The sequence below is a fragment of the Streptomyces niveus genome, assembly GCF_001723055.1.
Lineage (GTDB): Bacteria > Actinomycetota > Actinomycetes > Streptomycetales > Streptomycetaceae > Streptomyces > Streptomyces niveus.
Window position 1 is genome coordinate 1 of sequence record NZ_MDCR01000040.1, and the last position, 23,577, is coordinate 23,577.

A 23,577-nucleotide genomic window follows, 5' to 3' on the forward strand; every position below is an offset into this window, starting at 1 on the left:
GTGGAGCGGTGGGGCTGAGGGCTGAAGGACGGTGGCGGCGCGGCCGGGCCGGGCGCTTCGTCGGCCTCGGCGGGTTCGGCGGCCGGTGTGGTGCCCGCGGTCGCGGTTTGTACCCGGGGCGGGCGGGCCGCGTCCTGGGCGATGCGGACGGCGAGTCTGCGCATGAAGTCCGCTGTGTCGTGGGTGCCGAGCATGTCGTGCAGGACCTGCGCTTCTGCGCGCAGGGTCTCTTCGAGCATCAGGAATCCCCTTTCCCCGGGTCGGGGAGATCCATGAGAGCGTGCATTTTCTTCAGTCCGAGGTGAACGTTGGTTTTGGCGGCTCCCTTCGTGATGTTGAGGCAGGCTGCGATCTCTTCGAACTCCTTGTCGCCGAGGTAGCGCAGCCTGACGCATTCGGCCTGCATGGGTGCTCGTTCCGCGAGGGTGGCGAGGGCTCTGTCGAGTCCGTCGTAGCCGCGCAGCGCGAGGATGTCGTCGACGGTGGGTGTGTCCGCGTACGCGGAGTAGGAGGGGCCGGGCACTGGGACCTCGCGGTCGGTGTGACGTGCGCGGCGGCGGTAGAAGTCCGTGACGGCGGCTCCGAGGATCGTGTGGGCGAGTGCGATGGAGTTGGCGTGTGCCTTGATCCGGGGCCACTTGCGGTGCATCTGCACGGCGGCGTCCATGAGGGCTTCGTCGGCGTCGTGCAGATTCCGGAGCCGGCCTGCGGCGATACGCAGGAAGTTGTCCTTGTGTTCGGCGAAGAAGTCGGCGAACTCGCGGTCCAGCTCGGCCGACGCCAGTTCGCGTTCTTGTTCGGGGGAGTCGCTCAACGGGCCACCCCGATCGGAGGCCGGGTGAGCGGTGTCGCCCGGCACGGCCCTGTCCCGGGGGTGTTCTGCGTGAGGCACGCGATCACCGTGTGCGGCGTGGTGGGGCGCGTCGCGCGGATCGGCGAGGCGCTGGGGACGGTTCGGTGAGCGGTGGGACCGAAGCCCGCTTCGGTCATCCGGTAGACGCCGGCTTGTGCCAGCGTGTACCAGGCCTTTTGAAGCCCCACGGACCCTCCTTCGTTCCAGATCGGCCCCGGGCCGCGTCGTTGCGGACCGAGGTGGTTCTCACCCCTACACCGATCAGGGCACCCGTCTGGGTTAACTGTGAGACACGTTTTCTTTGCTTTAAGTGATCAACGCGGCGGTCACTGTGCGTTGACCTGCGCCCTCCAGAAGTGACGTGACGCTAATCACATGTTTGAAACGGCATGTACATGCACGACGACGTACCCGTTACTTCCGGTCACCTTCACGCGGTCCGGCGCACCACCCCTCTGACGACTGCCCGAAATGACCCCCACCTGACCATCTCCGGACTGCACGTTCCGGCGCACACCGCCTCCCGGAGCGTGTGGAAGGGGAGCCCCCATACACTCCCGACCAAGTGCGATTTGCACCGCCATCTCGATCGGCGCAGTCCTGGGTGCGTGGCCCTCAATCAGGCGCAGCGAGGTCTGGGCGGACTTCTGTACGGATTCTTCGGCTGCTGCGGGCTCCGGGTCGTACCAGCGGTACTGGCCGCCGCGGGCGGCGGTGAAGCCTCCGTCCACGGGAGCCTGCGTGTCGTCGGCCTCGGTGTCGACGGACGGGGCGCGCTGCGACGTGCCGGGAATCCCGAAGACCGCAGTGGCCCCGATGCGCGAGGGGTAGCGGCCCGAGTCGCGGACGGCTTCGAGTTCGGCCTGCGACTGAGAGGGTCGCGTGCCGTTGCCTCGGGGGCCGCCGTTGACGATGTCGCCGGCGGGGCTGACGAGGTGCCAGGCCGCCTCCGCTACGGCGAGCGGCGTCACGAAGGCGGCGATGTCCAGCTCGCCCGCCGGGTTCCGGTAGACGCCGACCATGCGCCGGCGGGTGGCTTCGACGCCGTCACCGAAGAGCAGTTCGACCATGCCCAGTGCCCAGCCTTCGAGGCGGGTGACCAGCCCCGGGCCGCCGTCGTAGATGAAGACCAGGTCCCCGGGGGCGGGGAGCTTGACGTCCCCGCCGTTGGTGGAGCCGGGTGCGGTGCGTGCGTGCATCAGACCTCCCATAAGTGGCTTGCCACTTACAAGATGGGTCTGGCGTTGAAAATGGCAAGCCACTTATGGGAAGGTGATCGTATGGCCAGTCAGCACCGGAACCCCGCACTCACCGTCCGCCCTCCCGCCGACCTGAAAAAGCAGGCGACGAAAGCCCTCGGCGACCACGACTGTGAGATGCAGGCGTTCGTGGTCGCCTGCCTGAGCGCGCTGGTCGACGACCCGGACAGCTTCCTCGGACGCCTCGACGGCCACTGGCCCCCGGAAACGCCTCGCGGCCGGCCGCGGAAAACCGCCACACCCCCAGGGGCCAGCTCGGACCGCGGCGCGGGGAGCGCGTGAGCATCGTGGAGCAGGTGATCCTGCCGACCGCCACGAAGGGGGCTGTGCGCCAGGACCAGCCGGTCACCGCGATCGTCGGTGGCCAGCCCGGTGCCGGGAAGACCGCAGTCGCGGACCTGGTCCAGGCAGCGCTGGATCGCCGTGGCGGCGCTGTACGGGTGTGCAGTGACCGGTACAAGGCCGCGCACCGCGAGTACGGGAAGCTCCTGGCCGTCGACGTCCGCACGGCCGGGGCGGGTGTCCGGACGGACACCCGCCGCTGGCAGGCCGCAGTCGAAGACCACGTCCGCACCCACCGGTTCGACGCGGTGGTCGAGTCCGCGCTCGCCGATCCGGATGACTTCCGTGCCTCGATGGCCGCGTACCGGCAGGCCGGACACCGGATCGAAGTGGTCGCGCTCGCGACCCCCGAAGCACTGAGCCAGCTCGGGACCCTGGACCGGATTCCTGTCCGAGGCGATCGACGGCGGCGGCAGGTACGTGTCGTGGAAGAACCACGACACCTGCGCCAAGGCGATGCTCGGGACGCTGGCGGTCATCGAGGCCGAGCAGCTGGCCGACCGCATCACCGTCGTACGCCGGGACGGCAGGGTGCTCTACGACAACAAACTCGTCGACGGCTCCTGGCGCCGTCGGCCAGCGGCGGAGCGGGCAGTGATGTACGAGCGCTCGCGGCCCTGGACAGCGCGGGAGACAGCCGCCTTCCGCCGTGATCTGGCACGGACCGACCAGCGCCTGCACCGCGACCTCAACTGCGAGGACCGCCGCTTGGCGGTCCAACGGGACGTCGAGCGCGCTGCCGCACTGGCCGAGCCGGTCCGCCGCATCGCGCAGCCGCGCAGGCAGGCACCGGGCGTGGACTACCACCGGCTGTCGGCCGACGAACACCAGTGGGTCTTCGACGAACTGATCGCACCGTCCTACCTGAACCGGATCGTCACCCGCCCCGATCCGCAGGCGGTGTACGTGCTGGGGCAGCCGGGTGCGGGCAAGCTGATGTCCTCCCGCATGGTCAAGCGAGCGATGCGACCGGGCACCACCCGCCTGGAAGGCGACGACTTCAAGGCCTCGCACCCGGACTACTTCCAACTGCTCAACGATGATCCGCGCAACGCCGGGGCGTCGATCCGGACGGACTACCGGGCCTGGTTCGCACGCGCCGAGGCGTACGTACGGGACCGGCGCGGTGACGTCCTCATCGAGGCCGCACCCGGCAGCGCCCAGGAGTTCATGGGCAGCGCGCTGCCATTCGCGGGAGCCGGCTACCCGGTCGAGCTCGTGGTCCTGGCCGTGCGCGCGGCCGACAGCCGGCTCGCCACCGCCCTGCGGTACGCCCGCGCCCAACAGATCGGAGTCAACGGCCGGTTCACCTCCGAGGCCGGACACGACCAGTGCTTCCGCGCCCTGGCCGACGTCGTCGCCCTCGCGCAGCGGCACCCGGCCATCACCGCGATCACCGTGATCCGCCGGGACGGCCAGGCCCTTGCCCGCCACAAAGTCGGCGCGGCGGGAGCGGCCTCCTGGGCACTGGAGGCGGAACGCGCCCGCCCGTACACCGAACAGGAGGCCACCGCCTTCCTCTCCCTGCACCAGGCGCTAGGGCGGGCGCTGCCCCGTCACCGCCGGGAGCTGGACGCCATCGCGGCCCTCGCACGCCCACTGATGCCCGCCATGATGCAGCCGCCCCGCCTCGGCCGGCCGACCCCGGGGGCGTGGCCGCTGCCGCTCCCCCGCCGCTCCTACGCTTCCGGGCCGGCTTCTTTCAGCAGGGCCGCGTAGGCGGCCGCGATCCGCGCCGTCTCTTCCGGGCCCGCGCTCTCCAGCCGAGCCAGGTCGCCGGTCGCGATCTCCCGGGCCGCCTTCAGCTCCGCGATCTGGCTCTCCTCGGGCACCGGAGCCCGGTACGCGGCGGCGATCCGCTTGTTGTACCAGGCCAGGACCTTCTGGACGGCATCCATCGCCTGGTGTTCGTTACCGCCGTCCAGGCCGGAGAAGTCGGGAGATCCCGCTGCGGAGTGAGAGTCGGACACGGTAAACGACCACCTTGATGCCGGTTCCAATGGAACTGGTCATCTTTCCCTCCCCGCCCCTCATGGCAGACCCGGGCCGCGCTTACCGTCCAGGGAGCGCGGACAGCCTTGCCGTCGGGCGGGGGCTTTGCGCCGTCACCGCCGCGTGATCCTCGAGGTCGACGGCAGGATCACGCAGCCGCCCAGAGGTTACGGACCCTGCGGATCCGCAGGGGTGTTCCGCGGATCTGGCGCAGGAACTTGCGCCCCGGGTTCTGCTACGCCGCTTTGGAATGCGTCGGCCTTACGGTATTCGATGAGTGCTTCGGCTTTCTTTTCCGGAGGCAGTTCCTTTACCGCTGTTATCAATTCTTCCTGGAGCTGTCCGGCTCTTCTGTCTCCGGCCGCCCGGAGTTTCCCGTCTGCTCTGTCCTTGGCCCAGAGCCGGGCCTGGGTCGCGAGGGGAGGTGCAACGATGATCACTGCCGCACTGAGCAGAACCGCCCACCACGGGGCCCCCGCGAGCAAGGCTCCGGCTCCGGTGGCAAGGGAAGAGGGGATGGCGGCCACATTCATGCTCACAGCCGTGCCTTTCCGGCAGGGAGCAGCACAGGCGCCCCCCGTCCTGACAAGCCGGCCGTGGCCGGGGGGCGAGGGGTGGGGTGCGTCTGCCGGATGAAGCAGGTGCTGCGGCAGGTCGGGATCCGACGGTGCGCAGCGGTGTGGGTCAGGCCAGCACGAAGCGGCTCCGGCTGAGATCGTTCCTCAGGGAGCGGGTGTTCTTTCGGTGACTGACGGCTTCGATAGAAGCCGGAAATGCTATTCAGAGAGGGGTGGTTCGGAGGCTTTTTTGGCAGCCCTAAGTAATCACTGCAAAATAAAACGCAGGTGGCTCAGCCTTTTCCGTAGGCGAGTCAAGCGAATTCCCCTATTGCTCTGAATTCTTTGTGGTGACTGTTTCCGGGCACGCCGGAGACGGCCAGAAGTCTGCCGTACGGCGCGGCCGTCCGGCAAGACGCCGCACCTGCGCCGGGACGAGGCGTGTCGCAACCGGCCTCCGGGTCCTGCCATTTGAGCCGCTGAGTCCTGCTGCTTCCCGCTGCTGTTCCCCAACAGGACGATGGCGGGCGTAGGTTGACAACAGGTGATCATCATTCGGGGGTTGGCGTGGCAGATCGGGATCTGAGGGCGCTGTTCAGTACGAACGACCGGGGCCTGGAGGCGACAGAGGCGTTCACGAACCGGCAGTCCCAGTGGGAGCTGGTCGCGGGCGCGCTGACCGGGCATCTGCGGCTGATCATCGAGCCCGGGTTCGACATAGAGGACCTGGAGCGCCCGCGTCACAACGTGATGGTGTTCCACGGCGTCGGGGGAATCGGCAAGACGACCCTGTCCCGCAAGCTGGAGGCCGCGCTCACCGGGGCCGATCAGCGGCCTGTCCAGTGGGGCGAACCAGCCTGGCCGAAGGGGCGGATCCTGCCCGTACGCATCGACATGGCCCGTTCCGCTGGCACGTCGTTCGAGGACCTGGTGCTCACGATCCGTGCCGCGCTCGCCGAACTGGGCCGCCCGCTCCCGGCGTTCGACATCGCCCTGCGCCGCTACTGGGAGACCCAGCACCCCGGCGAGAGCCTCGAGGAGTACCTGCGGCGCGGCGGCCTCGCGGGCCGGTTCGGCCGGGCGATGCCGCAGCAGATGCAGTCCGCCCTCTCGGACGTCGCCCAGGCGCTCCTTCTGCCGGGCACCGTCGGCACGGTGGTCGGACAGGTGGCCGGCTCCCTCACCAGGGCGCTGCGGGAGCGGCGGCAGACCGTACGGGCGCTCGCCGGATGCGCGCATCTGGCGGACCTGCTGGAGGCCGAACCGGACGTGGAGGCGCTCTCCTTCTACCCGCACCTGCTGGCCTGGGAGCTCGGCCAGCTGCCCGCGGACAAGGCCGTGACGCCGGTGATCCTGCTGGACACCTTCGAGGACGTCGGCGACCGTACGCACCGCGATCTGGAGCGGCTCATCCAGCGGGTGGTGTGGCTGATGCCGAACTGCTTCTTCGTCATCACCGGCCGCTCACGCCTCCAGTGGGCCGACGCCGCCATCCAAGGGCAGCTCGACTACACCGGCCCGGCCGCCTGGCCGGGCCTGACCCCACGGCGGCTCTCCCGGAACCTCGCACCGCCCGTACGCCGCACGGCCACGGGCGGCAGGCCCTCGTCGGCGACTTCTCCCCCGAGGACTGCGACGACCACCTCGCCCGCCGGCTCACCCGCGACGGCGCACCGCTCATCGGCGAGGACATCCGACGGGTCGTCACCGGCCGCTCCCACGGCCTGCCGCTGTACCTCGATCTGTCGGTGATGCGGTTCCTGGAGATCCGCCGCACCCGCACGCCGCGGCCGGCCGACTTCGACCACGACTTCCCGGCGCTGATCGCCCGCACCCTGTCCGACCTCACCCCGGACGAGCGGCACGTCCTGCGTTCCGTTGCCCTGCTGGACGCCTTCGACCTGAGCCTGGCCACCGCGGCCGCCGGACTCCAGCACCAGGCGCCGGCCCTGCGGCTGATCGAGCGGCCCTTCGTGCGCGAGAACGCCTTCGGACTGTGGCCCTACCACCTGCACGGGCTGATCCGCTCCACCGTCCGCGACGCCGACGACCAGACGGACGACCGCTGGTCCGTACGCGACTGGGAGCAGGCCGCCCGCCGGACGCTGGCCGCCCTCGGTGAGCAGTTCGGCGCGCGCGACGGCCGGGACCGGGTGCTGCTGGCCGGCTGTCTGCGCCAAGGCCTCGCCCTCGCCCGCGATTTCCGCCTCGACCTGGGCTGGCTGACCGACGCCGCCTGGGCGTACGTCAGCGACTCGGTGTGGGAACCCATCACCCCGCCCGCCCGCAACAACCCCGCCACTGGGATGGAGACGGCCGCCAACGCCCTGGTGGAACTGCTCAGCGCGCTCGCCCGCCGCCAGCACGAGCACCGCGAGCGCACCGCCGAACGCCTCACCGCCGTCGTCGCCACCGGTGCCCTGCCCGCCGACCTGCACGAGATGGCCCTCTACTACCTCGCCAAGGCGCAGCGCGACCTCGGCCGCAGCGACGACTCCCGCCGGGGCATGCAGCGGGTTGCCGACGGCGGTGGCAGGCTCGCTCCGGCGGCACGGCGCGGCCTCGCGCACCTGGCCCGCCTCGCCGGAGACTTCCCCGCCGCCCTGGCCGCCGCCGAAACGCTCGGCTGGCCGGGCCGCCAGAACCGTGTCCTGGGTGATCTGTGGTGGGTCCAGGGCGACATGACCCGCGCGGCCGCCGCGTACGAAGCCGCCCGTACCGAAGCCGAACAGCACGCAATCGCGGGCGAGCGCGCCACCGCCCAGGCGCAGCGCGCGTTCGTCCTCGCCTTCACCGACCCCGGCCGGGCCGACGACGAACTCGACCTCGCCCAGCAGCTGCTGACCGGACTCGACCTGCGCGCCACCACCCTCACCACCCGCATCGCCACCCTCGTACGCGACGCCGGAACCGACCGCGACGTCGAAGACCGCGCACGGCTCCTGCGCACCGACATCGACGTCGCCGGACTCACCTCCGCCGACACGGTCCTCGACCTCGCCCTGTGCTTCCACCACGCCGTACGGGACAACCGGCCCGCCCTCGCCGCCATCATCGCCCGACTGCGCGAACGCGCCCACACCGGCGACTACGCCTACTACCCCGACATCACCCACTACATGGCCGGACTCCCTCTGCCCGCGCCCTCCCCCGCCCAATGGCTCGACGGCGAACAGGAAACCCGCGCACGCTGGCGCACCCTGGTCACCACCAGGCGCGACCAGCTCAGCTCCGGACACTGAGCTTGCGGCCCAAGGATCAGGAGCCGACCACACCTGAACGTTCAAGGGTGGTCTCCGGGAAGCCCGGGAGGTCCTTTTTCTGCGCTTGAGGTCCTTCCGTACGGCTGAACTCGTCGCCTGCCGGACGGTCGTAGCGGCGAAGGATCAGCGGCCGGCCGGAGTTGGCCATCTGGATCTGCCGGTAGTGATCGGCAACGGCCGCGTAGTCGCCGCCGCGGGCGGTGCCGATTCCCACCAGCCGGCCGTTGTCGCGTCGTGGACGCGGTAGTGGATCGGCTCCTGCTCGCGGACAGGACTCGCGTCGGTCAGGAGACGGCCGTTCCAGGTATCAGGCATCAGAACTCCTCGCGGGTACCGTCCGCTGATCGGCAAGCGGACTCGCGCAGGCCGAACAGGCGGTTGGCCGGGCGGGCAGGGAAGCGGCGATGCCGCACGGGCGCTGCAGAAGGGGCCTGGTTGTGAGGTCCAGGACGAGTACGGCTCGCCCGCCCACCGGGTCGGCGCGGCGGTGGCCACGATATTAAAGCAAGTGAAAAGAAATATCTTCACAGTCATGTCTCGGTGGGTGAGAAGATGTAGCTTCTCACCCACCGCAACTAATTTGGACTTACGGTTTCACCGGGTCCCGGTGTGGCCCTTAACCGATGGAGACGGGGCCAGGGTGTCACTTATCTCTGTTCATTCGGGCGGCTCTTTGAACTCACTGCGCAGGACTGGCCCTACGGCTTGCCCTTTTTCTGGTTTCCTACGAACAGGAAAGTGGCAAGTGAAATACAAACGACCATGCCCAAGATCACCCAGCCGCCAGAGTTCCCCGAAATGATAAGAAATGCGGCGAGTATAACTCCGGCAATGGCAAACAGTGAAGCGAACAGCATCCAGCGCTTGACCGCTGCGCGCTGTCCGGTTGACCACCCGAGATTGGACATTCTTCCTCCTAAGCATCTGTCTGCGGGTTGGAGAGACTTATGTCTCTCCAACCCGCAAACTCCTCATTCTGACCGAGCTAACCGGAAACCGCGTTGGATGCTATTTGGCCTGAACTCCATGAAATTGCGTAGCACCCCGCCGTCGCGCCCAGCGAACCACCGAGAGTTACCGGCGCTGATGCCGCAACCGCCGCTCCGCAGGCTGCGGCAGCAAGCCCCCCGACCACGACCCCTGCTACATCTCCCCAAAGGGCCTGAGTATCTCCTTCCGCGAGGTTCTGTATTCCCGTTACCACATCGCCGACGGGACCGAGCGCGTCAAGGAAAGCCAAACCGCTCGGGTCAGTGTTGTTGACGGGGTCGCCGCCCGCGTAGAGGTAGGCGTTGGTGTCCTGGCCGGAGGGGTCGGGCTGGGTGAAGCGGCCGAGGTTGCGGTCGTAGTAGCGGGCGCCCATCTTGTAGAGGCCCGTGGGGTCGGCGTAGGCGCCGGCGAAGCGGTAGGGCTGGACGACCGTCTCGGCCAGTCCCGGGCGGGGGACTCCGGTGGGGCTGTAGTCGTAGGTGTGGGTGCGGGTGCCGGTGTCGTTGACGAGGCCGAGGATGTTGCCGGTCGCGTCGGTGAGGTAGTAGTAGCTCGCGCCCCCGGTCCTCACGGAGTTCAGGGTGCCCGCCGGTTCCCGGATGAATCCCGTGTCGGTACTTCCCGTTGTCGTACCGGACAGGCCCAGCGCCGTGGAGTGGAACCACGTACCGGCAAGCTTGGTGCGCTCGTCGTTCGTGGTGCCCGCGTGGACCAGGTCGCGTGCGGTGGCCGCAGTGGTGATGTTCGTCAACTGGCCGTGGTCGGAGAAGGTTTCACCGGTGCGGGCGGTGCCCGAGGCGGGGTCGGCGGCGGTCTCGTTGCCCGCCAGGTCGTAGGACCAGCCGGTCGTGGAGCCGTCCCGGGCGGTGAGCTGGGAGGCGTCGTTGTAGGTGTAGGTCGGGGTGGTGGGGCAGGTGGTGGCGGTCCCGCTGGTGGTGCTGGTCATGTTGCCGGCCTTGTCGAAGCAGTACAGCCACGACGCGGTGCGGGTCCCGGCGGTGTCCGTCTCCTTGGCGTAGGTGAGGCGTTCCTGCGCGTCGTAGGTGTACGCGGTGGTCCGAACGGCGGCCTTGTCGGTGCGCGTGCGGATCTTCGTGCCGTCCGTCGCGCCGCCGGCGCCGTACCCGTACGTGTACGCCAGGTCGATGAGCGTGGCGGAGCCGGAGGCCGCCTTGATCGCGGTGGGGCGGCCGGAGTTGTCCAGGGTCACGCTCTGCGTGGTGCCGCCGGGATAGGTGGTCTTGGTGCGTTTGTCGTTGTCGTTGTACTCGTAGAGGGTGGTCTTGTTGGCGGGGTCCTTCAGCTCGGTGAGGCGCCCGGCGATGTCCCAGGTGTAGTCCGTCTTCCCGTTGGGGTCGGTGTAGTAGTCGACCTCGCCGCCCGGCGTGTACGCGAGGGCGGTCTGGGCGCCGTTCTGGAGGGTGCGCACGCTTTCACGGTTCAGCGCGTCGAAGTCCCAGCGCGTGGTGCCCGAGGCGTCCGTGCGGGAGGTCTGGTTTCCGTCACCGTCCCACGTGTAGATGACGGTGGAACTCGGCGAGGAGATCTTCGTGACGCGGTCGCGGGAGTCGTAGACGTACACCGACTTGACACCCCGGCCGTCAGTGACGGTCTCGGGACGGCCCAACGCGTCGTACGTGTAGGTGACTTCGCCCAGCGGCGACGGCGGCTTCGCCTTCCACAGGTTGCCCTTGGTGTCGTAGGTGAACGACGTCGTCTTGCCGTTGAGGTCTTTCGCTGTGCAGCGCTGGCCCTCGAACCCGCCGCACGTCGGGGTCGCCTTGTTGTACGTGTAGTCGCGGCTGCCGCCCGCCGCCCCCGAGGTGGTCACGGAGAGCGTGTTGCCGGACGTGTCGTAGCTGAAGGTGTCCTTCTTGCCGTCCGCCGCGCTGAAATCCTTCGGCAGATCGGTGCCCGCGATCGTCTGGTACGCGGAGACGGCGGCGGTGGCGCCGGTGGGGAGCTTGGCCGAGGAGGGGTTGTTGCGGGTGTCGTAGCCGTAGGTGGTGACGTTCCCGCCCGTACCGCCGGTCCCGGTCCCCAGGGCGTCGGTCGCCGTCTGGAGGTTCCGGTTCTGATAGGTGCGTGAGCGGCTCTTCCCCCGCGGGTCGGTGACCTTGGTGATCTCACCGTCCGCGTTGTGGGTGTGGACGGTCTTGTCCCCGTCCGGGTCGGTGACCGTCGTCGTCCCGGCCGCCGACGGGGTGCCGGCGGAGTGGGCGTACGCCCAGGTCGGGCCGCCCCCGCGCCTTACGGAGGTGACGCGGTTCTGTGCGTCGTACGTGAACTCGGTGACCTTGTTCTCAGGGGTGGTGACCTTCGTCAGGCGCCGCGAGGAGTCGTACGCGAAGTGCGTGGCCTTGCCCGCCGTGTCCGTGGTCTTGACGAGATCGCCGGCCGGGTTGAGGTCGAAGACCGCGGTGCGGCCGGTGTGATCCTTGGCCTGCCACTGCGAGGCGTTGGTCTTGAGCAGGTCGACCCAGCGTCCGGAGCGGGTCTCAGTGAGCCTGAAACCCTTGTGCTCACCGCCCTCGTCGTGCTGGGTGACGGTGATCGTGCCGTTGTTGCGGTCGGTGACCTTCGTCAGCGTGCCGTGCTCGCTGTACGTGTCCTTCGAACCGGACTTACGGCTCGTCAGGGTGTACGTGCCGTCCGTGTTCTTCTTCAGATCCTTCGAGTACCCGGCCGGCGTGGTGAACGTCCCGTCCGCCTTCTTCACGAACCGCACCGCGTCGCCCGTCGCGTCATACACCACCACCTCGGTGGCGGTGATCTGCGCGTACCGCTCCCACCCCTGCCACCACCGCTGGGACACCTTGCCCCAGGGGGCGTCCAGCGAGTTGTACGTACGCGCCAGCTGAAGATTCTGCCCCACGCCGGCGACATCGAAGTCCGTGGCTGCGAGCATCAGGTTCCCGTTCGACAGATTCACCCGCGCCACCAGCGAATCCGACAACCGTGTATCGGCGAACTGATGCCACGGCACCTGCCCCTGCCCCTGCGGCACTTCAGACTCCACGGCGGACCGGACGCCCCGCGCGGCCGGAGCGCCCGAAGCGCCACGGTCGGGCAGAGCACGTGCTTTGTCCTGCGCCGCGTACCAGGCGGAACGTTCCTGCGACGGTTCCGCCGCCGGCCGGGAATCGGGGGCCTTCGTCGAACCCGCCTGAACCGTAGGAGCGGTCACCTTGTTGGGCGTCGTCCACGGCGAGGCGGGATCAAGCAACCGCGGCTCAGGCGCGGCGAACGCCGGCAACGACGCGGCGGCCAGGGACACGGCGGCGACAGCCGCCGTCACGGCATATCGGGTGGATCTGCGGGCACGCCGAAACGGCGTGCCGAAGGCACGTGAATGCATCAACTTCCCCCCACGGAAAGCCAGAACCGGCAACCCCAACGGTCACCGGGCCACCACAAGCTGTCACAGTCCCATCACGCGACACGACCCCTTTCGGCACCGAAAACACAAAGACCCCCGCAAACAAGCCGAACTTATGCGGCTTTTGCCCAGGAGTAATATTTGCCGCGCGGCAAATATCCCCCGATGGGCGGCCATTGGGGCCTGGCGCCCAATGTGGCTGAAAGAGAACGCGGCAAACGCTCGTTCACTCGCCTTATCGCCGCCCAACGGTCAAGGTCGATCAAAGACCTGCCCAAGTCGACAACGGGCCGACCTCCGGAGACCGTTCCGAGGGCACGGTCATCCCCCGCTCCACACCCAGCCATCTACACCCGCACCACGGTCGACGCCGACCACTGCGGCGCGCTGCCCAGGGGAAACAGTCATGACTCGCCACGTCCCGTCACCCCAGTCCAGCGCCGCCTCGCGGGCAGGCCGACTTCTTTGCTGGACGCACACCTTCGCCATGCTGGTCACCGCGACGGAGGCTCTCATCCGTCCCACCATCACCTGGTGGCCGGACCTCTGGCCCCTTGTCTGGCCCCTCCCTGCCGCTGGCCTCGCCGCGTGGCTCGCCTGCCGCGTAGCCGAAAGGCGCAGACACTTCCCAGCCACCGACGAAGACGACGCCGACCCCGGTCACGAGGCCGGTACTTCCCACACCTCCTACGACCGGGCCGCCTGACCGCGATGCCCCCGACAGCAGCTGCCCGGCCTCCGCGGGACGCCGCAACCGGTCGGGATGGACCAGATGACGATCACCTCGTACTCAGGGGGTGAGGTCCAGCACGCGTACGGCCTCGCCGGCCCACCGCTGCGGGGCGGCGGTCGCGATGACCGCCCCGTCGGGGCGGTCCGGCGTGGGCTGGGCCGCGTACTGGCTGTGCGCCGCCGCCCAGGTCTCGCGCCGTGCGAGCGCGAGCGCCGCGGACAGATCCAGATCGACCACGGTGATCCCCGGCAGTGCCGCGAGGTGCTCCGCCGTGCCGGGCCGGGCACGGTCGGCCTCCACCAGCGCACATGCCGGGGCGTACAGGAACCACCCCGGTTCCACATGGGCCCGGTGGATCAGGCGGGAGGCGAGGACGTTGCCCTGCCCGGCCGCGGACATCGCGGTGTCGTCGAGAACGATGTGAACGGCGTCGCTCACCGGCCGGCCGCCTGCGCCAGGCGCCGGTCCAGCTCACCGTCGAGATCCCGTTCCTGCTCCGCCGTGGGCGCGTAGCCGGTCCACTCCTTGAGCGCGGCCCGGGCCCGCTCGGCCCGCTCTGCGCGCTCTCCCGGGGTCAGCAGCGTCTCCGCGAGACGGGCCAGATAGGCGCGCAGCGACAGACCTTCCGCCGCCGCGATCGCGGCCAGCCGGTCCTTGGCTTCCTCGGGGATACGGACGTTGGCATCAGACATGGTTCGTACTCCTTCCCACCCCGAAGAATACGGGTACGCACCCGTACCCATAGCCATACCTGTCTTTCGGTCAGGACCCCGGTGAGCTCGGAGGCGGCCCCCTCCTCTCGCTGAAGATCGGCTGTCACGGCGCGAGGCGTACGCCAGTGTCCTGCTTTGGGCGAGCCAGGCCCCCAGAAGCCGGAAGGACACGGTCTCCCGCCTCGTCTGGACTGCTCGGACGCTCGCCCCCAGCTGTTCCGTCCGAGGACGAGCGCTCTCGGTGAGTAGCTTGATACTCACCAGTTTGAATACGCCTGCTGGACGTTGGCCCACCGTCCGAAGATCTGCCTCCTCGCCGTCTACCAGGACGCGGCCGGCGCTGCGCTGTTCACCGGGTGGTCAGGCGCGGGCCGTTATGCGCGATGTCAGCACGCCAAGCAGACCGTGCCGCATACGCTGCTCGCATGAGCACGCACTACAGGTCTCCCGAGGGCGACGGAACGCCGCAGGCGTACTTTCTCTTTGTCCGTGGCATGACGCTGGACCGTCTGACCGGGTTGATCGGCCGGGAGCGGCTGCGCGGTACCGGCGAGGGGAACGGCTGGGTGTATGCCGAGGCCCAGTTGGTTGGTGAGCATATGAAGTACGCCGGCCCCGGCGAGATCGCGGCGATAGCGCTCGATGGGGCCAGTGAGTTGATCTGCGTCGACCGGCGCGAGATTCCTCCTGTCACCAATTTCGACTACTACCGCAACGGTTCCCTGGTGATCGGCTGGCTGCTCGGTGAGCAGGAGGACGAAGTGGATCGTGCCATGCTGCCCGAGCTGTGGGACAAGCTGTTGGCTGCTGATGTCGTCGGGCCTGGCGCGGAGTCGCGCTTCGAGGAGGACGAGGAGTTCAACCTGGGCGGTCGGGCCGCCATCCCTGTCATCGTGGAGCACTTCGGTCTGCCGTGGCCCGGGCGAAGTCCTGAGTGATCCCGCGCGCACACGACAACGCCCCCGGATGCGGATGATTTCCGGGGGCGTTGTCGTCACTCAGCGGGTCCGCGACGAGTCCACGCTTACAGAGTCGGGGCGCACTTGATCACGTCGGCAGTACCGTCGCAGGCGTCGTAGAAGCCTTCGCCCAGGTTGATCCAGAACGGGTCCTTGTCCACGAGCCGGTAGGTCTTGGCGAACCCGAGCCCGAACGGACTCATGGAGCCCTGGTTCATCCAGCCCGACATCGAGGAGCGCCCGCAGGTCTCGCGCCAGGTAGGGGCGGCGTACCGGCGGTCGTCCTGGAGTTTCCAGGTGGCGCCGTCCTTCAGAACGACGGTGTTGACGCACTCGCCTCCCTTGCCCGCGCCGGCGGGGTAGACGCCGTCCATGGAGGCGGGCATCCCTGCGGATTCGTAGGTGGAGGCGAAAGCGAACTCGTCACAGTTGATCCAGGACTTGGCCGTGTTGTCGCTGGGGGCCGGTGCGGTGTCCTTGTGCGCAACGAATCCGGTGATCTTCCGCTTGCCGCATACCACTGTCCGGTTGGAGTCGGGGTTGCGTCCGTGCACGTTGCGCGCCGTCTCAGGCAGATGCTTGAGCGGGTTGAGATAGGAGTCGCCGTCCAGATTGGGCAGTTTTTGCATGATCAGCCATGCGTGGGCTGCCGCACCGGGGTACTTCTTCACGTTCATCGAGTAGCCGGCGGCATACTCGGGGAACACGCAGCCGTCCGGGGAGCGCACCTTGTCGCAGCGCGCGTGCAGGTCGGTTTCCATCATGTAGTCCCCGAGGTCTGTATCGGGGACCGCGGAGGACTTGGCGTTGACGTACCAGTTCAGGTTCAGCGGCTCGGTGTTGTCCTTGTCCTTGCCCGACGCCGGAGAGGCGATGCCGTCCCAGGGGAGGGTGACGGTGCCGGTCTGCTCGTGCACATCGGCAGGCCCGGTCCAGGCGAGCGGCCCGTCCCAGTCGATGTCACCGTTGGTGCAACCCACCGCACAGTTCGCGGTGATCTTCAAGGTGACGGTGCCGACCGCCGGGGACTGGAAGCCCTTGGTGACCGAGAGGCGCTGCTGGATCTCTCCCTTGTCGGGCATCGCCTTCACCTGCCGGATGATGCGGAACTCGGTGTACCCGATGTAGGCGTTGTTCTTCCATACGCGTTGGATGAGGTCGGTGCCGAGGCACGCTTCGAAGCGGTTGTACAGGCCCAGTCCCTGATCCTGCCCGTTCTCGTTCTTGCACCAGGACACCAACTGCCCGTCGGCGAATGTCGTGGCTGGGGTCTTCCCGGCGATCCCGCGCGTGGTGCCCTTGGTGTCCTTCTCCCTCACGCTCGTGGTAGCGATGCAGGTGGTGGTCTCACCACTGGTCTTGCAGTCCTTGAAGTCCGAAGGCTTCTTCTTCTCGTCGGTGTTCACACCGAATCCCGCGGGTTCTGGGTCGCCGAGGTCAACGGTGCCCAGGTAGTTGGGGATCGCGATGGGCTCGCTCACGTGCGCGGGGTCGGGCGCTGCCTCGTTCGGGGCAGGCAGGGTGATGTCGACCTTGTTCGCCCGCCCCGTATCGGCACCACCAGCGATGAATCCGTACTCGGTGATCGCGGAGACGTTGTCCGAGGTGTCGACGGTGCGCACCTGCACATCTTGCGCTCCGCCCTCTGCCGGGGTGGCGTTGAACGCTGCGGTGGCAGCGCCGATGGCGGTGGCAACGTTGTTCCACGTTCCGGAGTCACCGGTGCCGTCGTCGTTGGTGTCCTCTGGGTTCAGACGCCACTGCACCGTGTTGTGGTCGCCACCGGACGGCAGGTCGACGTTGAACGTGCCGGCGGTGTTGGCTCCGCCGCCGACCCAGCCCTCGGGATAGGTGGAGGAGGAGACCTTCGTAGCTGTCGCCGGTGCGGTGGTGTCGACGACGAACTGCGTCCACGGTGACCAGTTGAGGTTGTAGTGGGTGCCGTCGTAGGCGTTGGTGCGGAACTTGTACGTCTTGCCGTCCTTGAGCTGTCCGGCCGGGACGGTGACGGAGGCGGGCTTGCCCGCGGCGACGAAGCCCGACACGAGCAGGCCCTCACCGGCCGGGGTGGTGATGGGGGTGTCGGTGGCGGCGTCGTAGACCTGGAATGTGCCGTTGACGGTGTCCCCGTCGGCGTCGGCGAAGGTGTCCCGCAGGGTCGGGGCCGTCGTGTTGACCGCCCACACGCCCGCGTACGACTTGAACGGCGCGCCGGCCTGCCGGTCCGTGCCGTCGGACGGGCGGTAGTTGTAGGTGACGGACAGCTTGGGCTGGTTGGCCGTGTTGTTGGCGGAGTTGACGCGCTTCCACGCCCTGGTGTCGTCGGTGACCGCGCGCAGGCCCATGAAGCCGCGCGTCGCCTTGGCGGACGCCCAGGACTGGACGAGGGCGTCGACGTCGGCGTTGATCCACCCGTCGGGCTGGGCGGCGCAGTCCGGGCTGCCCTTGGTCTGCGTGGAGGAGTGGTACTGCTGGTTCCAGGTGGGCTGGTTCGTCCACCTGGACGAGGTGGATGCCGCGGTGGTGTCCCAGACGGTCCACTCCTGTGCGGTGCAGTCGGTGTTGCCGGAGTGGAAGTTCCACAGCGCCAGGTTGGTGTCGACGATCAGCGCGTCCTGGATCGGGGTGGTGTTCCAGTGGATGAACGAGCGTGCGCTGCGCGGGGTGCCGTCGGGGTTCTTGGTGCCGGGGTTGCCGAGGTCGAGTTCGACGTCGTTCGACCAGTCGACGGTCTCGCCCTGCTGGACGTAGGTGTCGAAGGTGCTCGCCAGGGCGGAGGTGGAGGGGTCGACCGTGACCGGGAACTTCGTGTCCGGGTCGGCGAGGAAGCCGGCGTCGGGGGTGACGACCAGGTTGACCTGGCCGGCGCCCTTGTCGATGACCTTCATGTCGACGCGGGCGCGGTTGGTGTGCTCGCCGGAGCGCTTGTCGACTGCGGAGTCCCACATGACGGGCGCCGGCATGGTGGCGCGGGCGGCGCCGGTCCTGGCATCGGTGAAGGTGACCGAACCGTCCTTGTTCGCCTTCGCCTTCAGCCCCTTGGCCTTGACGGGGAGGGTGTAGGCGTAGGCGCCGGTGGGCCGCTCGCCGATCTCCACGAACTGCTCGAAGCCGGTACGGGTGGCCTCGACGATCACATCGGCGCCGGGCACGGCGTTCTTGTAGCGGGCGTGGGTGCCGTCCAGTTCGGGCTTCGGCAGACCGCCCTTCCACTGGAGCGTCACCGCGCTGTCGCCGCTGCCCAGGGTGACCAGATCACGGGCGGTGTCCGCCTGCCCGGCGCGCAGCGACTTCGGCAGGGTGCCGCTCTTGCCGCCCAGACGAAGGCCGTTGGGGTGTGCCCGCGAGGCGATGCTTCCGTCGGCGGCCTCGGTGAGGGTGGCGTCGGCCTTCTTCCACGCGCCGTTCTTCCAGACCCGCTCGGGGCCGGCGGTGAGTTCGGTGGTCAGGGTGCCGTCCGGGTTGGCGACGGTGTACGTGGTGGGAGTCGTCTCGTCGGTGGCGACGGTCTTCTTCCCGGTCTTCTTCGCCCGGGTGAGGGCCCAGGCGATCGAGCCCTTCGTGTGCTTGGCCGCCCAGGCCAGGTCCGACTCCCAGATCTCCTGCTCGGAGGGACCGACCGGCTCGGCCTGCTCGGTTCGCGGTTCGGCAACCGGTGCTGCCGACGCGCTGCCGCCCGCGACGAGCGCGGCCTCGGCCACCAGGAGCAGCGCCGCCCCAGCCGCGAAGCGCGCCCTGCGACGTGACGCCTGTTGTCTGTGTGAAGACACGAAGCGTGTGTCCTTCCCTGTAGAGAAATGCGACACGTGTACGAATGCGTGTCACGAGGGCAGGACATTACGCAGAAGCAGCATTCAGGCACAGGCGGTTATCGGCCGTGGCTCACAACCGTTCCAGCAGGCCCGCGAGTTGAAGCCGAACCCTGCCGTCAAACGCGGCAATGATCACATCGGCCGACCCACACGCTCAGCCGGAACGCCGTGCCGCAAAGCCCACGGAGTCCGCTGAAGACAGGCACCCGCGCGGCTGCGGCAGGGACGGCCTCCACTCCGCGAGGATGAAGCCGCCGGCGGCCAGGGCGGTCGGCCCGCGTTCGGTCTTGACCATGCCGATCGCGTCGCCGAGCCAGAGCCTGCCCGCGGCCGCGACCCGCGCCAGGTGCGCTGCGAGACGCGCGCGTGATCAGGGCACGCCGACACAGGACCAGGCTCACGTGTCAGGTGCAGGTCTTCTCCTGTCGCCGGCACGGGGAGTGCTCCACCGATGGCGGCGGCCGTTCGGGCAGCGTGCTCTTGCCGTGACGTCTGGGCCTGGGAGGCTTCGGCCGGCGGGCGGTCAGGGCGCGGATCCGGTCGGTGAATCCCGGGTCGGGCAGGGGCAGGTCGAGGTCTTCGTCGACGTACCCGACGGCGGCGGGCACGTAGTCGAGAAGAGCGCGCAGGGCCGTCGGCCACTCGGCGCTGACGCCGCGTCGTTTCCTCAGCGCGTCGATGAGCCGCAGCGTCGTGGGCAGGATGCTGAAGTCGGTGAGCGCCGCCTGGTCGAGCACGGTGGTGATGACGAAGGGCACGTCGGGCTTGGCCGGTGTGGGGTCGGCGGGCGCCGGTTCCTTCAGTGCGGGTGTCGGTGTGACGGTGCGCTCGGTCTGGGCGTGCCACCAGCGTGCTTCGGTGAGTTCGCCGCGGGCGAGGTGGTGGAGATGGAGGCAGTAGGCGGCGGCGGCGTCGCCGGCGCCGGCGGCGTATTGCCACCAGTCGCGGGCGGCTTCGTTGGAGCGGGTGAGCTGCAGGATGCAGCCCAGCACGCGGGCCCCTTCCGGGTCGGGCAGGGGCTGGGCGAGGACGAACGCGTCGCCCAGGACGTCCAGGGCGGTGGAGGCGACGATCGTCTCGCACAGCGTGCGCAGGTCGCGCGCGGCGGCGCGCTCGTCCCGCGCGGCAGGCTCGAAGGGCGCGGGGGCCGGGGGCGGGTCGGCGATACGCGCGGCCAGACGCCGTTCGGCGGCGTCGATGTCGGCCTGGGTGTAGGGCTCGTGAACGAGACGGGCACGAGAGAGCAGGTCCTCAACGTGCGAGGTCATCGGTGTGTCCCTTCGAGGTATGGCCCGGGTCGAGGATCGCCGCCAGGCGCAGCCGGGCGTAGCGGGCGGTCGAACGGACGGTGGCGGCGGCGATGCCGAGTTCGTCGGCGATCTCGGCGGGGGTCAGGTCGTGGAGGTGGAGCAGGACCATGACGTCCTGCTGGCGGTCGGTCAGCTCCCTGAAGGCCCTCAGCAGGGTCAGGGACTCCGTCAGCTGGCCGATGGGGTCGGTCGTCTCGCGCAGGGCGGCGGTGTCGAAGGCCGCCGCGTCAAGCAGGGGCCGTCGCCGACGGGCCCTTTCGTGGTCGTGGACCTGGTTGCGGAGGATCTGCCACGCGTACGCCTCGTGGTTCTCACTGGCCAGGACCCGGGACCATTGGCGGTAGATCCGCTCGAAGGCCGCGTCGGTCGCCTCTTCCGCGTCGGCCCAGTTGTGCAGGAACGACTTGGCGTAGCGGACGTAACCGGTCCGGTGCATCTGGTGGAACGCGGCGAAGTCCAGCGGCAGAGCGTGGGGGTGACGGTCCATCGGCTTGGCGCCGGGGAGCCGCGGAGTGGTCTCTTCTGTCACCGGCCGCCGCCCTCCTCGTGGTGATGGCGGTTCAGCTCCATGACGCCGGCGCGTACGCCCGCGGCGGCCATCCTGCGCAGCAGGACGACGGCGTCACGCCCGAAGACCCGGACCGCGACAGCCAGCATGGTCACGTCCCCGGCGAGTTCGATGGTCATCGGCTGGTGGATTCCCCTCCTGAAGTGAGACAGGCCCGGTGCACATTCCCCCCGGGATGAAGGCCCGGGAGAGCGCCGTTGTGCGCCCTCCACCCAGATGACTGCCAGGCGGCACGATGTGTGCACAGGCAACTCAAGAAAGGACTACCCCGTGCAATTTCATGGTGAAGGACACCTGTTCGCGCCCGCTATCCAGCATCAACACCCCTCGCGGGTCACTCGTTCAGTCCCTCGGTGACCTGCATACACCCCGAATTGGTCCAGTCCTCTTCGCAAAATTTGCGGGAAGAACGCAAACGATCACATTCAACGCGATGTGGTTCACGTCACACGCCGCCCCAAGCGGTGGCGCATCATGGCCTGTCGGGCAGACTGCCCCGAGCTGAGCAAGCCCGGGGCAGCGGGTCCCGAGCTACTCCGGTTCAGCCAGCGGCTGCCGCCTCAGCGGGCTCGGTGCACCAGGATGATCTGGAGCAGGTGCAGAGCGAGCATGGAAAAGCGCGCCGGGCGGTGACGTACGGCGCGGTACCCACACGAGCCGGTATGACTGTTGTGCCCCAGGGAGTGAATCTCGGGCGCCGGCCTTCAGTTGTGCCGCTGCCGGTCGGTATCAACAGCTCATGCGTACAACAAGATTCAGCAGATTCACCGCCCGCGTGGCCGCCGTGGCGGCGGCGGCCTTCATGCTCCTGCCGCAGAGCGCCACGGCGGCCGACAGCACCACCGCCGCGTCACGTGCGGTGGCTCCGATGTCCCTGGCGCAGAGCATCGATCTCCTCCCTGTCGGTGTGGAGGACCGGACCGGGTACGAGCGGACCAAGTTCCGGCACTGGGTCGACGCCGACAAGGACGGGTGCTCGACCCGCGCCGAAGTTCTGATCGCCGAGTCCCGTGTCGCACCGACCGTCGAGGCCGGCTGCAAGGTCACGGCCGGCCAGTGGTACAGCTACTACGACGGCGTCATCGTCACCGTCCCAGGCCAACTGGACGTCGACCACATGGTGCCGCTCGCCGAAGCGTGGGACGAAGGCGCCAAGAACTGGGCTGCCAAGCGGCGCGAGGCGTACGCCAACGACATCAGCGTCGAACGCTCGCTGGTGGCCGTCACCGCGAAGACCAACCGGTCCAAGAGCGACCAAGACCCCGCCGACTGGCTGCCCCCGCTCGCCGACGCCCACTGCCAGTACGCCGCCGACTGGGTCGCCACCAAACTCCGCTGGGACCTCACCGCAGACGCCCGCGAGATCAACGCCCTGCGCAGCATCGCCTCAGGGTGCGGACACCAGACCGTGGAATACGAACCCGCCGCGTAACCACGCCGCACCGAACCACCGCCCACCGACACGACGATCGCCGGCCGTCCCCGGCCGTACCGGATCGAGCGGCACCCCGAAGACACCAGGACACCATGAGTTCATCCCCCTCACCCGAGGCCCAGTTGTCCGAGCGCGTCACGACCGCACTACGGTAAGACGACCGGCGCGCGGCGTTTCTCCTCGGCGTCGCTACAGGGGAGCCAGTGTGCCCCGGCCGCAAGCTGTACCTTCTGGCCGACCTGCTGGACATCTCACCGGCCCAGCTCGTCAAGGAGTACGAGACGGCAGGCGCCCCGGACGACGACTCCACGCAAGACGCTCTCTACGACCAAGCCCTGGCAGTCGCACACGCCTGACGTTCTGTGGACGAACCCGCCTCGAGACATGTGGTCCGGTCGATAGGCGAACGACGCTCGTATCGGCGGTGCAAGCGCCAGCACCGCCGATACGAGCGCAAGGCCGACCACTTCCTTGCCTCCGCCTGACTCGCCGCTCGCCCTCATCTGCTGCTACTGGTGTCGACGGCCGTGAACAACGGTGGCAAGCGAGTCAGCCTGCACTTGGGCGACCAGAACCGTCAGGCCCTGATGGTGGTGCTGTCACACAAGTGGGCCTCGCGGTGACGGATGAGCGGGTCCTGCCCGCGGTCGCCGCGCTCGGCGCAACGAGCTGCGGTGCCGACACTGCGGAAGACGGCCGCCGGCTCTTTGCGGTACTCGGCGCGCAACACCCGTCTGCTGATCGACCGCCCCCGCGAACCGCACGAGACAACGGTTGGTGGGCGATGCGGGCGCTACGCGCCGAAGGGCGACGGCCCGGGTGGCAGTTGCAGCACAGCGCCGCTCCGAAGGGACGGTGCCGATCGGGGCCAGCCGATCCTACGAGCCGGCCTCAGGAACGTCTTCGACTGAGATCGAGCACATCGGCGCGACGAGGGAGATCAGTGGCCGAACCATCCCCGCGCGGGCGGGGGTGAAACGTGGTGCCGAACCGCGCGGGCCTTGAGGGGAACGTGGTCCCGCGCGGCCGGGGGGGGAGTCGTCCACCTACCCAAGGTGGCTGCCATCCGCGCCAGCTGAGAGCGCCGCCCATTGCCGCAGAGGAACAAGCTCGTCTTCAGCGCAGAGCCCCGACCCCGCCGCGCTGCCTTACGAGTAGAACCGAAAGGGCGTCCGTCAGCCGCGGGAACTCTCTGGGACTTTTCTGGGACTTCGGGCTTCATCAACCGGCACGAGCATGAAACAACGGAACGACCGTTTAGGCAGGTCAGCGGGCAAAGGTCCCTCATCGCTGCAGGCCACCGCGCTGGCTGGTCTCTTCCGCGACAACTGACCACCGGGGGCCGACAGCTCCACGCAGAGCGTCGCCTGCCCTCGACGCCCCATCAGAACGAGCATCAAATGAGCGTCACG

At 68.6% G+C, this 23,577-nt stretch carries 20 protein-coding genes and 2 pseudogenes; 8 read left to right on the forward strand and 14 right to left on the reverse strand.

Features of this window, described 5'->3' with window-relative positions; translation table 11 throughout:
• The 4 genes and pseudogenes from BHU15_RS05995 to BHU15_RS06005 all read right to left on the reverse strand — a co-directional run.
• Positions 1-239, reverse strand: a pseudogene (locus BHU15_RS05995) (hypothetical protein); the annotation flags it as partial.
• On the reverse strand, positions 239-814 hold the full coding sequence (locus BHU15_RS06000; protein WP_141726775.1) for an RNA polymerase sigma factor: 576 nt from the start codon (positions 812-814) through the stop codon (positions 239-241). The pseudogene BHU15_RS05995 and the gene BHU15_RS06000, both read right to left, overlap by 1 nt.
• Positions 811-1,041, reverse strand: coding sequence for a hypothetical protein (locus BHU15_RS39675; RefSeq protein ID WP_141726776.1), 231 nt, complete (start codon positions 1,039-1,041; stop codon positions 811-813). Before BHU15_RS39675 ends, BHU15_RS06000 begins: the two co-directional genes overlap by 4 nt.
• A 183-nt stretch (positions 1,042-1,224) precedes the next feature.
• Positions 1,225-2,052, reverse strand: coding sequence for a hypothetical protein (locus BHU15_RS06005; RefSeq protein ID WP_069626218.1), 828 nt, complete (start codon positions 2,050-2,052; stop codon positions 1,225-1,227).
• Between the two features lie 81 nt (positions 2,053-2,133).
• Here BHU15_RS06005 and BHU15_RS06010 point away from each other — a divergent pair, with 81 nt between their 5' ends.
• The 3 genes and pseudogenes from BHU15_RS06010 to BHU15_RS06015 all read left to right on the forward strand — a co-directional run bounded on the left by BHU15_RS06010 (position 2,134) and on the right by BHU15_RS06015 (position 4,173).
• Positions 2,134-2,394 carry a hypothetical protein gene (locus tag BHU15_RS06010; RefSeq protein WP_069626219.1) on the forward strand — a complete coding sequence of 87 codons (261 nt, stop codon included), beginning with the start codon at positions 2,134-2,136 and terminating at the stop codon, positions 2,392-2,394.
• A gap of 44 nt (positions 2,395-2,438) precedes the next feature.
• A pseudogene (locus BHU15_RS41100) lies at positions 2,439-2,840 on the forward strand (zeta toxin family protein); the annotation flags it as partial.
• Between the two features lie 34 nt (positions 2,841-2,874).
• Positions 2,875-4,173 (forward strand): zeta toxin family protein, encoded by a 1,299-nt coding sequence (locus BHU15_RS06015; protein ID WP_255293031.1) that lies wholly within the window; start codon positions 2,875-2,877, stop codon positions 4,171-4,173.
• Here BHU15_RS06015 and BHU15_RS06020 read toward each other — a convergent pair.
• Complete coding sequence (locus tag BHU15_RS06020; protein WP_069626220.1) at positions 4,134-4,424, reverse strand: hypothetical protein; 291 nt, start codon at positions 4,422-4,424, stop codon at positions 4,134-4,136. The genes BHU15_RS06015 and BHU15_RS06020 overlap by 40 nt on opposite strands.
• A gap of 1,146 nt (positions 4,425-5,570) precedes the next feature.
• Here BHU15_RS06020 and BHU15_RS41105 point away from each other — a divergent pair.
• Positions 5,571-6,755: a hypothetical protein gene (locus BHU15_RS41105; protein ID WP_255293032.1), complete on the forward strand. Its 1,185-nt coding sequence runs from the start codon at positions 5,571-5,573 to the stop codon at positions 6,753-6,755.
• Positions 6,752-8,245, forward strand: coding sequence for a hypothetical protein (locus BHU15_RS41110; RefSeq protein WP_255293033.1), 1,494 nt, complete (start codon positions 6,752-6,754; stop codon positions 8,243-8,245). The genes BHU15_RS41105 and BHU15_RS41110 overlap by 4 nt, the downstream gene beginning before the upstream one ends.
• Positions 8,246-8,261: 16 nt before the next feature.
• Here BHU15_RS41110 and BHU15_RS06030 read toward each other — a convergent pair whose 3' ends face one another.
• The 5 genes from BHU15_RS06030 to BHU15_RS06050 all read right to left on the reverse strand — a co-directional run bounded on the left by BHU15_RS06030 (position 8,262) and on the right by BHU15_RS06050 (position 14,060).
• Complete coding sequence (locus BHU15_RS06030) at positions 8,262-8,480, reverse strand: hypothetical protein (RefSeq protein ID WP_069626221.1); 219 nt, start codon at positions 8,478-8,480, stop codon at positions 8,262-8,264.
• 484 nt (positions 8,481-8,964) lie between these two features.
• Positions 8,965-9,174, reverse strand: a complete 210-nt coding sequence (locus tag BHU15_RS38055) for a hypothetical protein (protein ID WP_079127934.1) — start codon at positions 9,172-9,174, stop codon at positions 8,965-8,967.
• Between the two features lie 77 nt (positions 9,175-9,251).
• A complete protein-coding gene (locus tag BHU15_RS06035; protein ID WP_079127935.1) occupies positions 9,252-12,614 on the reverse strand; it encodes an RHS repeat-associated core domain-containing protein in 3,363 nt (1,120 codons plus the stop codon).
• A gap of 811 nt (positions 12,615-13,425) precedes the next feature.
• The gene (locus BHU15_RS06045) at positions 13,426-13,806 is read right to left on the reverse strand and encodes a PIN domain-containing protein (protein ID WP_171908322.1); all 381 of its coding nucleotides are present in this window, start codon (positions 13,804-13,806) and stop codon (positions 13,426-13,428) included.
• Positions 13,803-14,060 (reverse strand): hypothetical protein, encoded by a 258-nt coding sequence (locus BHU15_RS06050; RefSeq protein WP_023543899.1) that lies wholly within the window; start codon positions 14,058-14,060, stop codon positions 13,803-13,805. The genes BHU15_RS06045 and BHU15_RS06050 overlap by 4 nt, the downstream gene beginning before the upstream one ends.
• Before the next feature lie 446 nt (positions 14,061-14,506).
• On the opposite strand from BHU15_RS06050, the gene BHU15_RS06055 reads away from it, so the two are divergent.
• Positions 14,507-15,019: a hypothetical protein gene (locus BHU15_RS06055; RefSeq protein WP_069626224.1), complete on the forward strand. Its 513-nt coding sequence runs from the start codon at positions 14,507-14,509 to the stop codon at positions 15,017-15,019.
• 86 nt (positions 15,020-15,105) lie between these two features.
• Here BHU15_RS06055 and BHU15_RS06060 read toward each other — a convergent pair whose 3' ends face one another.
• The 4 genes from BHU15_RS06060 to BHU15_RS40000 form a co-directional block, all read right to left on the reverse strand.
• On the reverse strand, positions 15,106-18,810 hold the full coding sequence (locus tag BHU15_RS06060) for a DNRLRE domain-containing protein (protein ID WP_255293034.1): 3,705 nt from the start codon (positions 18,808-18,810) through the stop codon (positions 15,106-15,108).
• Between the two features lie 446 nt (positions 18,811-19,256).
• Positions 19,257-20,120 carry a hypothetical protein gene (locus BHU15_RS06065; protein ID WP_069626225.1) on the reverse strand — a complete coding sequence of 288 codons (864 nt, stop codon included), beginning with the start codon at positions 20,118-20,120 and terminating at the stop codon, positions 19,257-19,259.
• On the reverse strand, positions 20,104-20,691 hold the full coding sequence (locus tag BHU15_RS06070) for an RNA polymerase sigma factor (RefSeq protein ID WP_255293035.1): 588 nt from the start codon (positions 20,689-20,691) through the stop codon (positions 20,104-20,106). Before BHU15_RS06070 ends, BHU15_RS06065 begins: the two co-directional genes overlap by 17 nt.
• Positions 20,688-20,849: a hypothetical protein gene (locus tag BHU15_RS40000; RefSeq protein WP_171908323.1), complete on the reverse strand. Its 162-nt coding sequence runs from the start codon at positions 20,847-20,849 to the stop codon at positions 20,688-20,690. Before BHU15_RS40000 ends, BHU15_RS06070 begins: the two co-directional genes overlap by 4 nt.
• Before the next feature lie 620 nt (positions 20,850-21,469).
• On the opposite strand from BHU15_RS40000, the gene BHU15_RS06075 reads away from it, so the two are divergent.
• On the forward strand, positions 21,470-22,162 hold the full coding sequence (locus BHU15_RS06075; protein ID WP_069626226.1) for an HNH endonuclease family protein: 693 nt from the start codon (positions 21,470-21,472) through the stop codon (positions 22,160-22,162).
• Between the two features lie 206 nt (positions 22,163-22,368).
• The gene (locus BHU15_RS40005; protein WP_171908324.1) at positions 22,369-22,521 is read left to right on the forward strand and encodes a hypothetical protein; all 153 of its coding nucleotides are present in this window, start codon (positions 22,369-22,371) and stop codon (positions 22,519-22,521) included.
• The last annotated feature ends 1,056 nt before the right edge of the window (positions 22,522-23,577 follow it).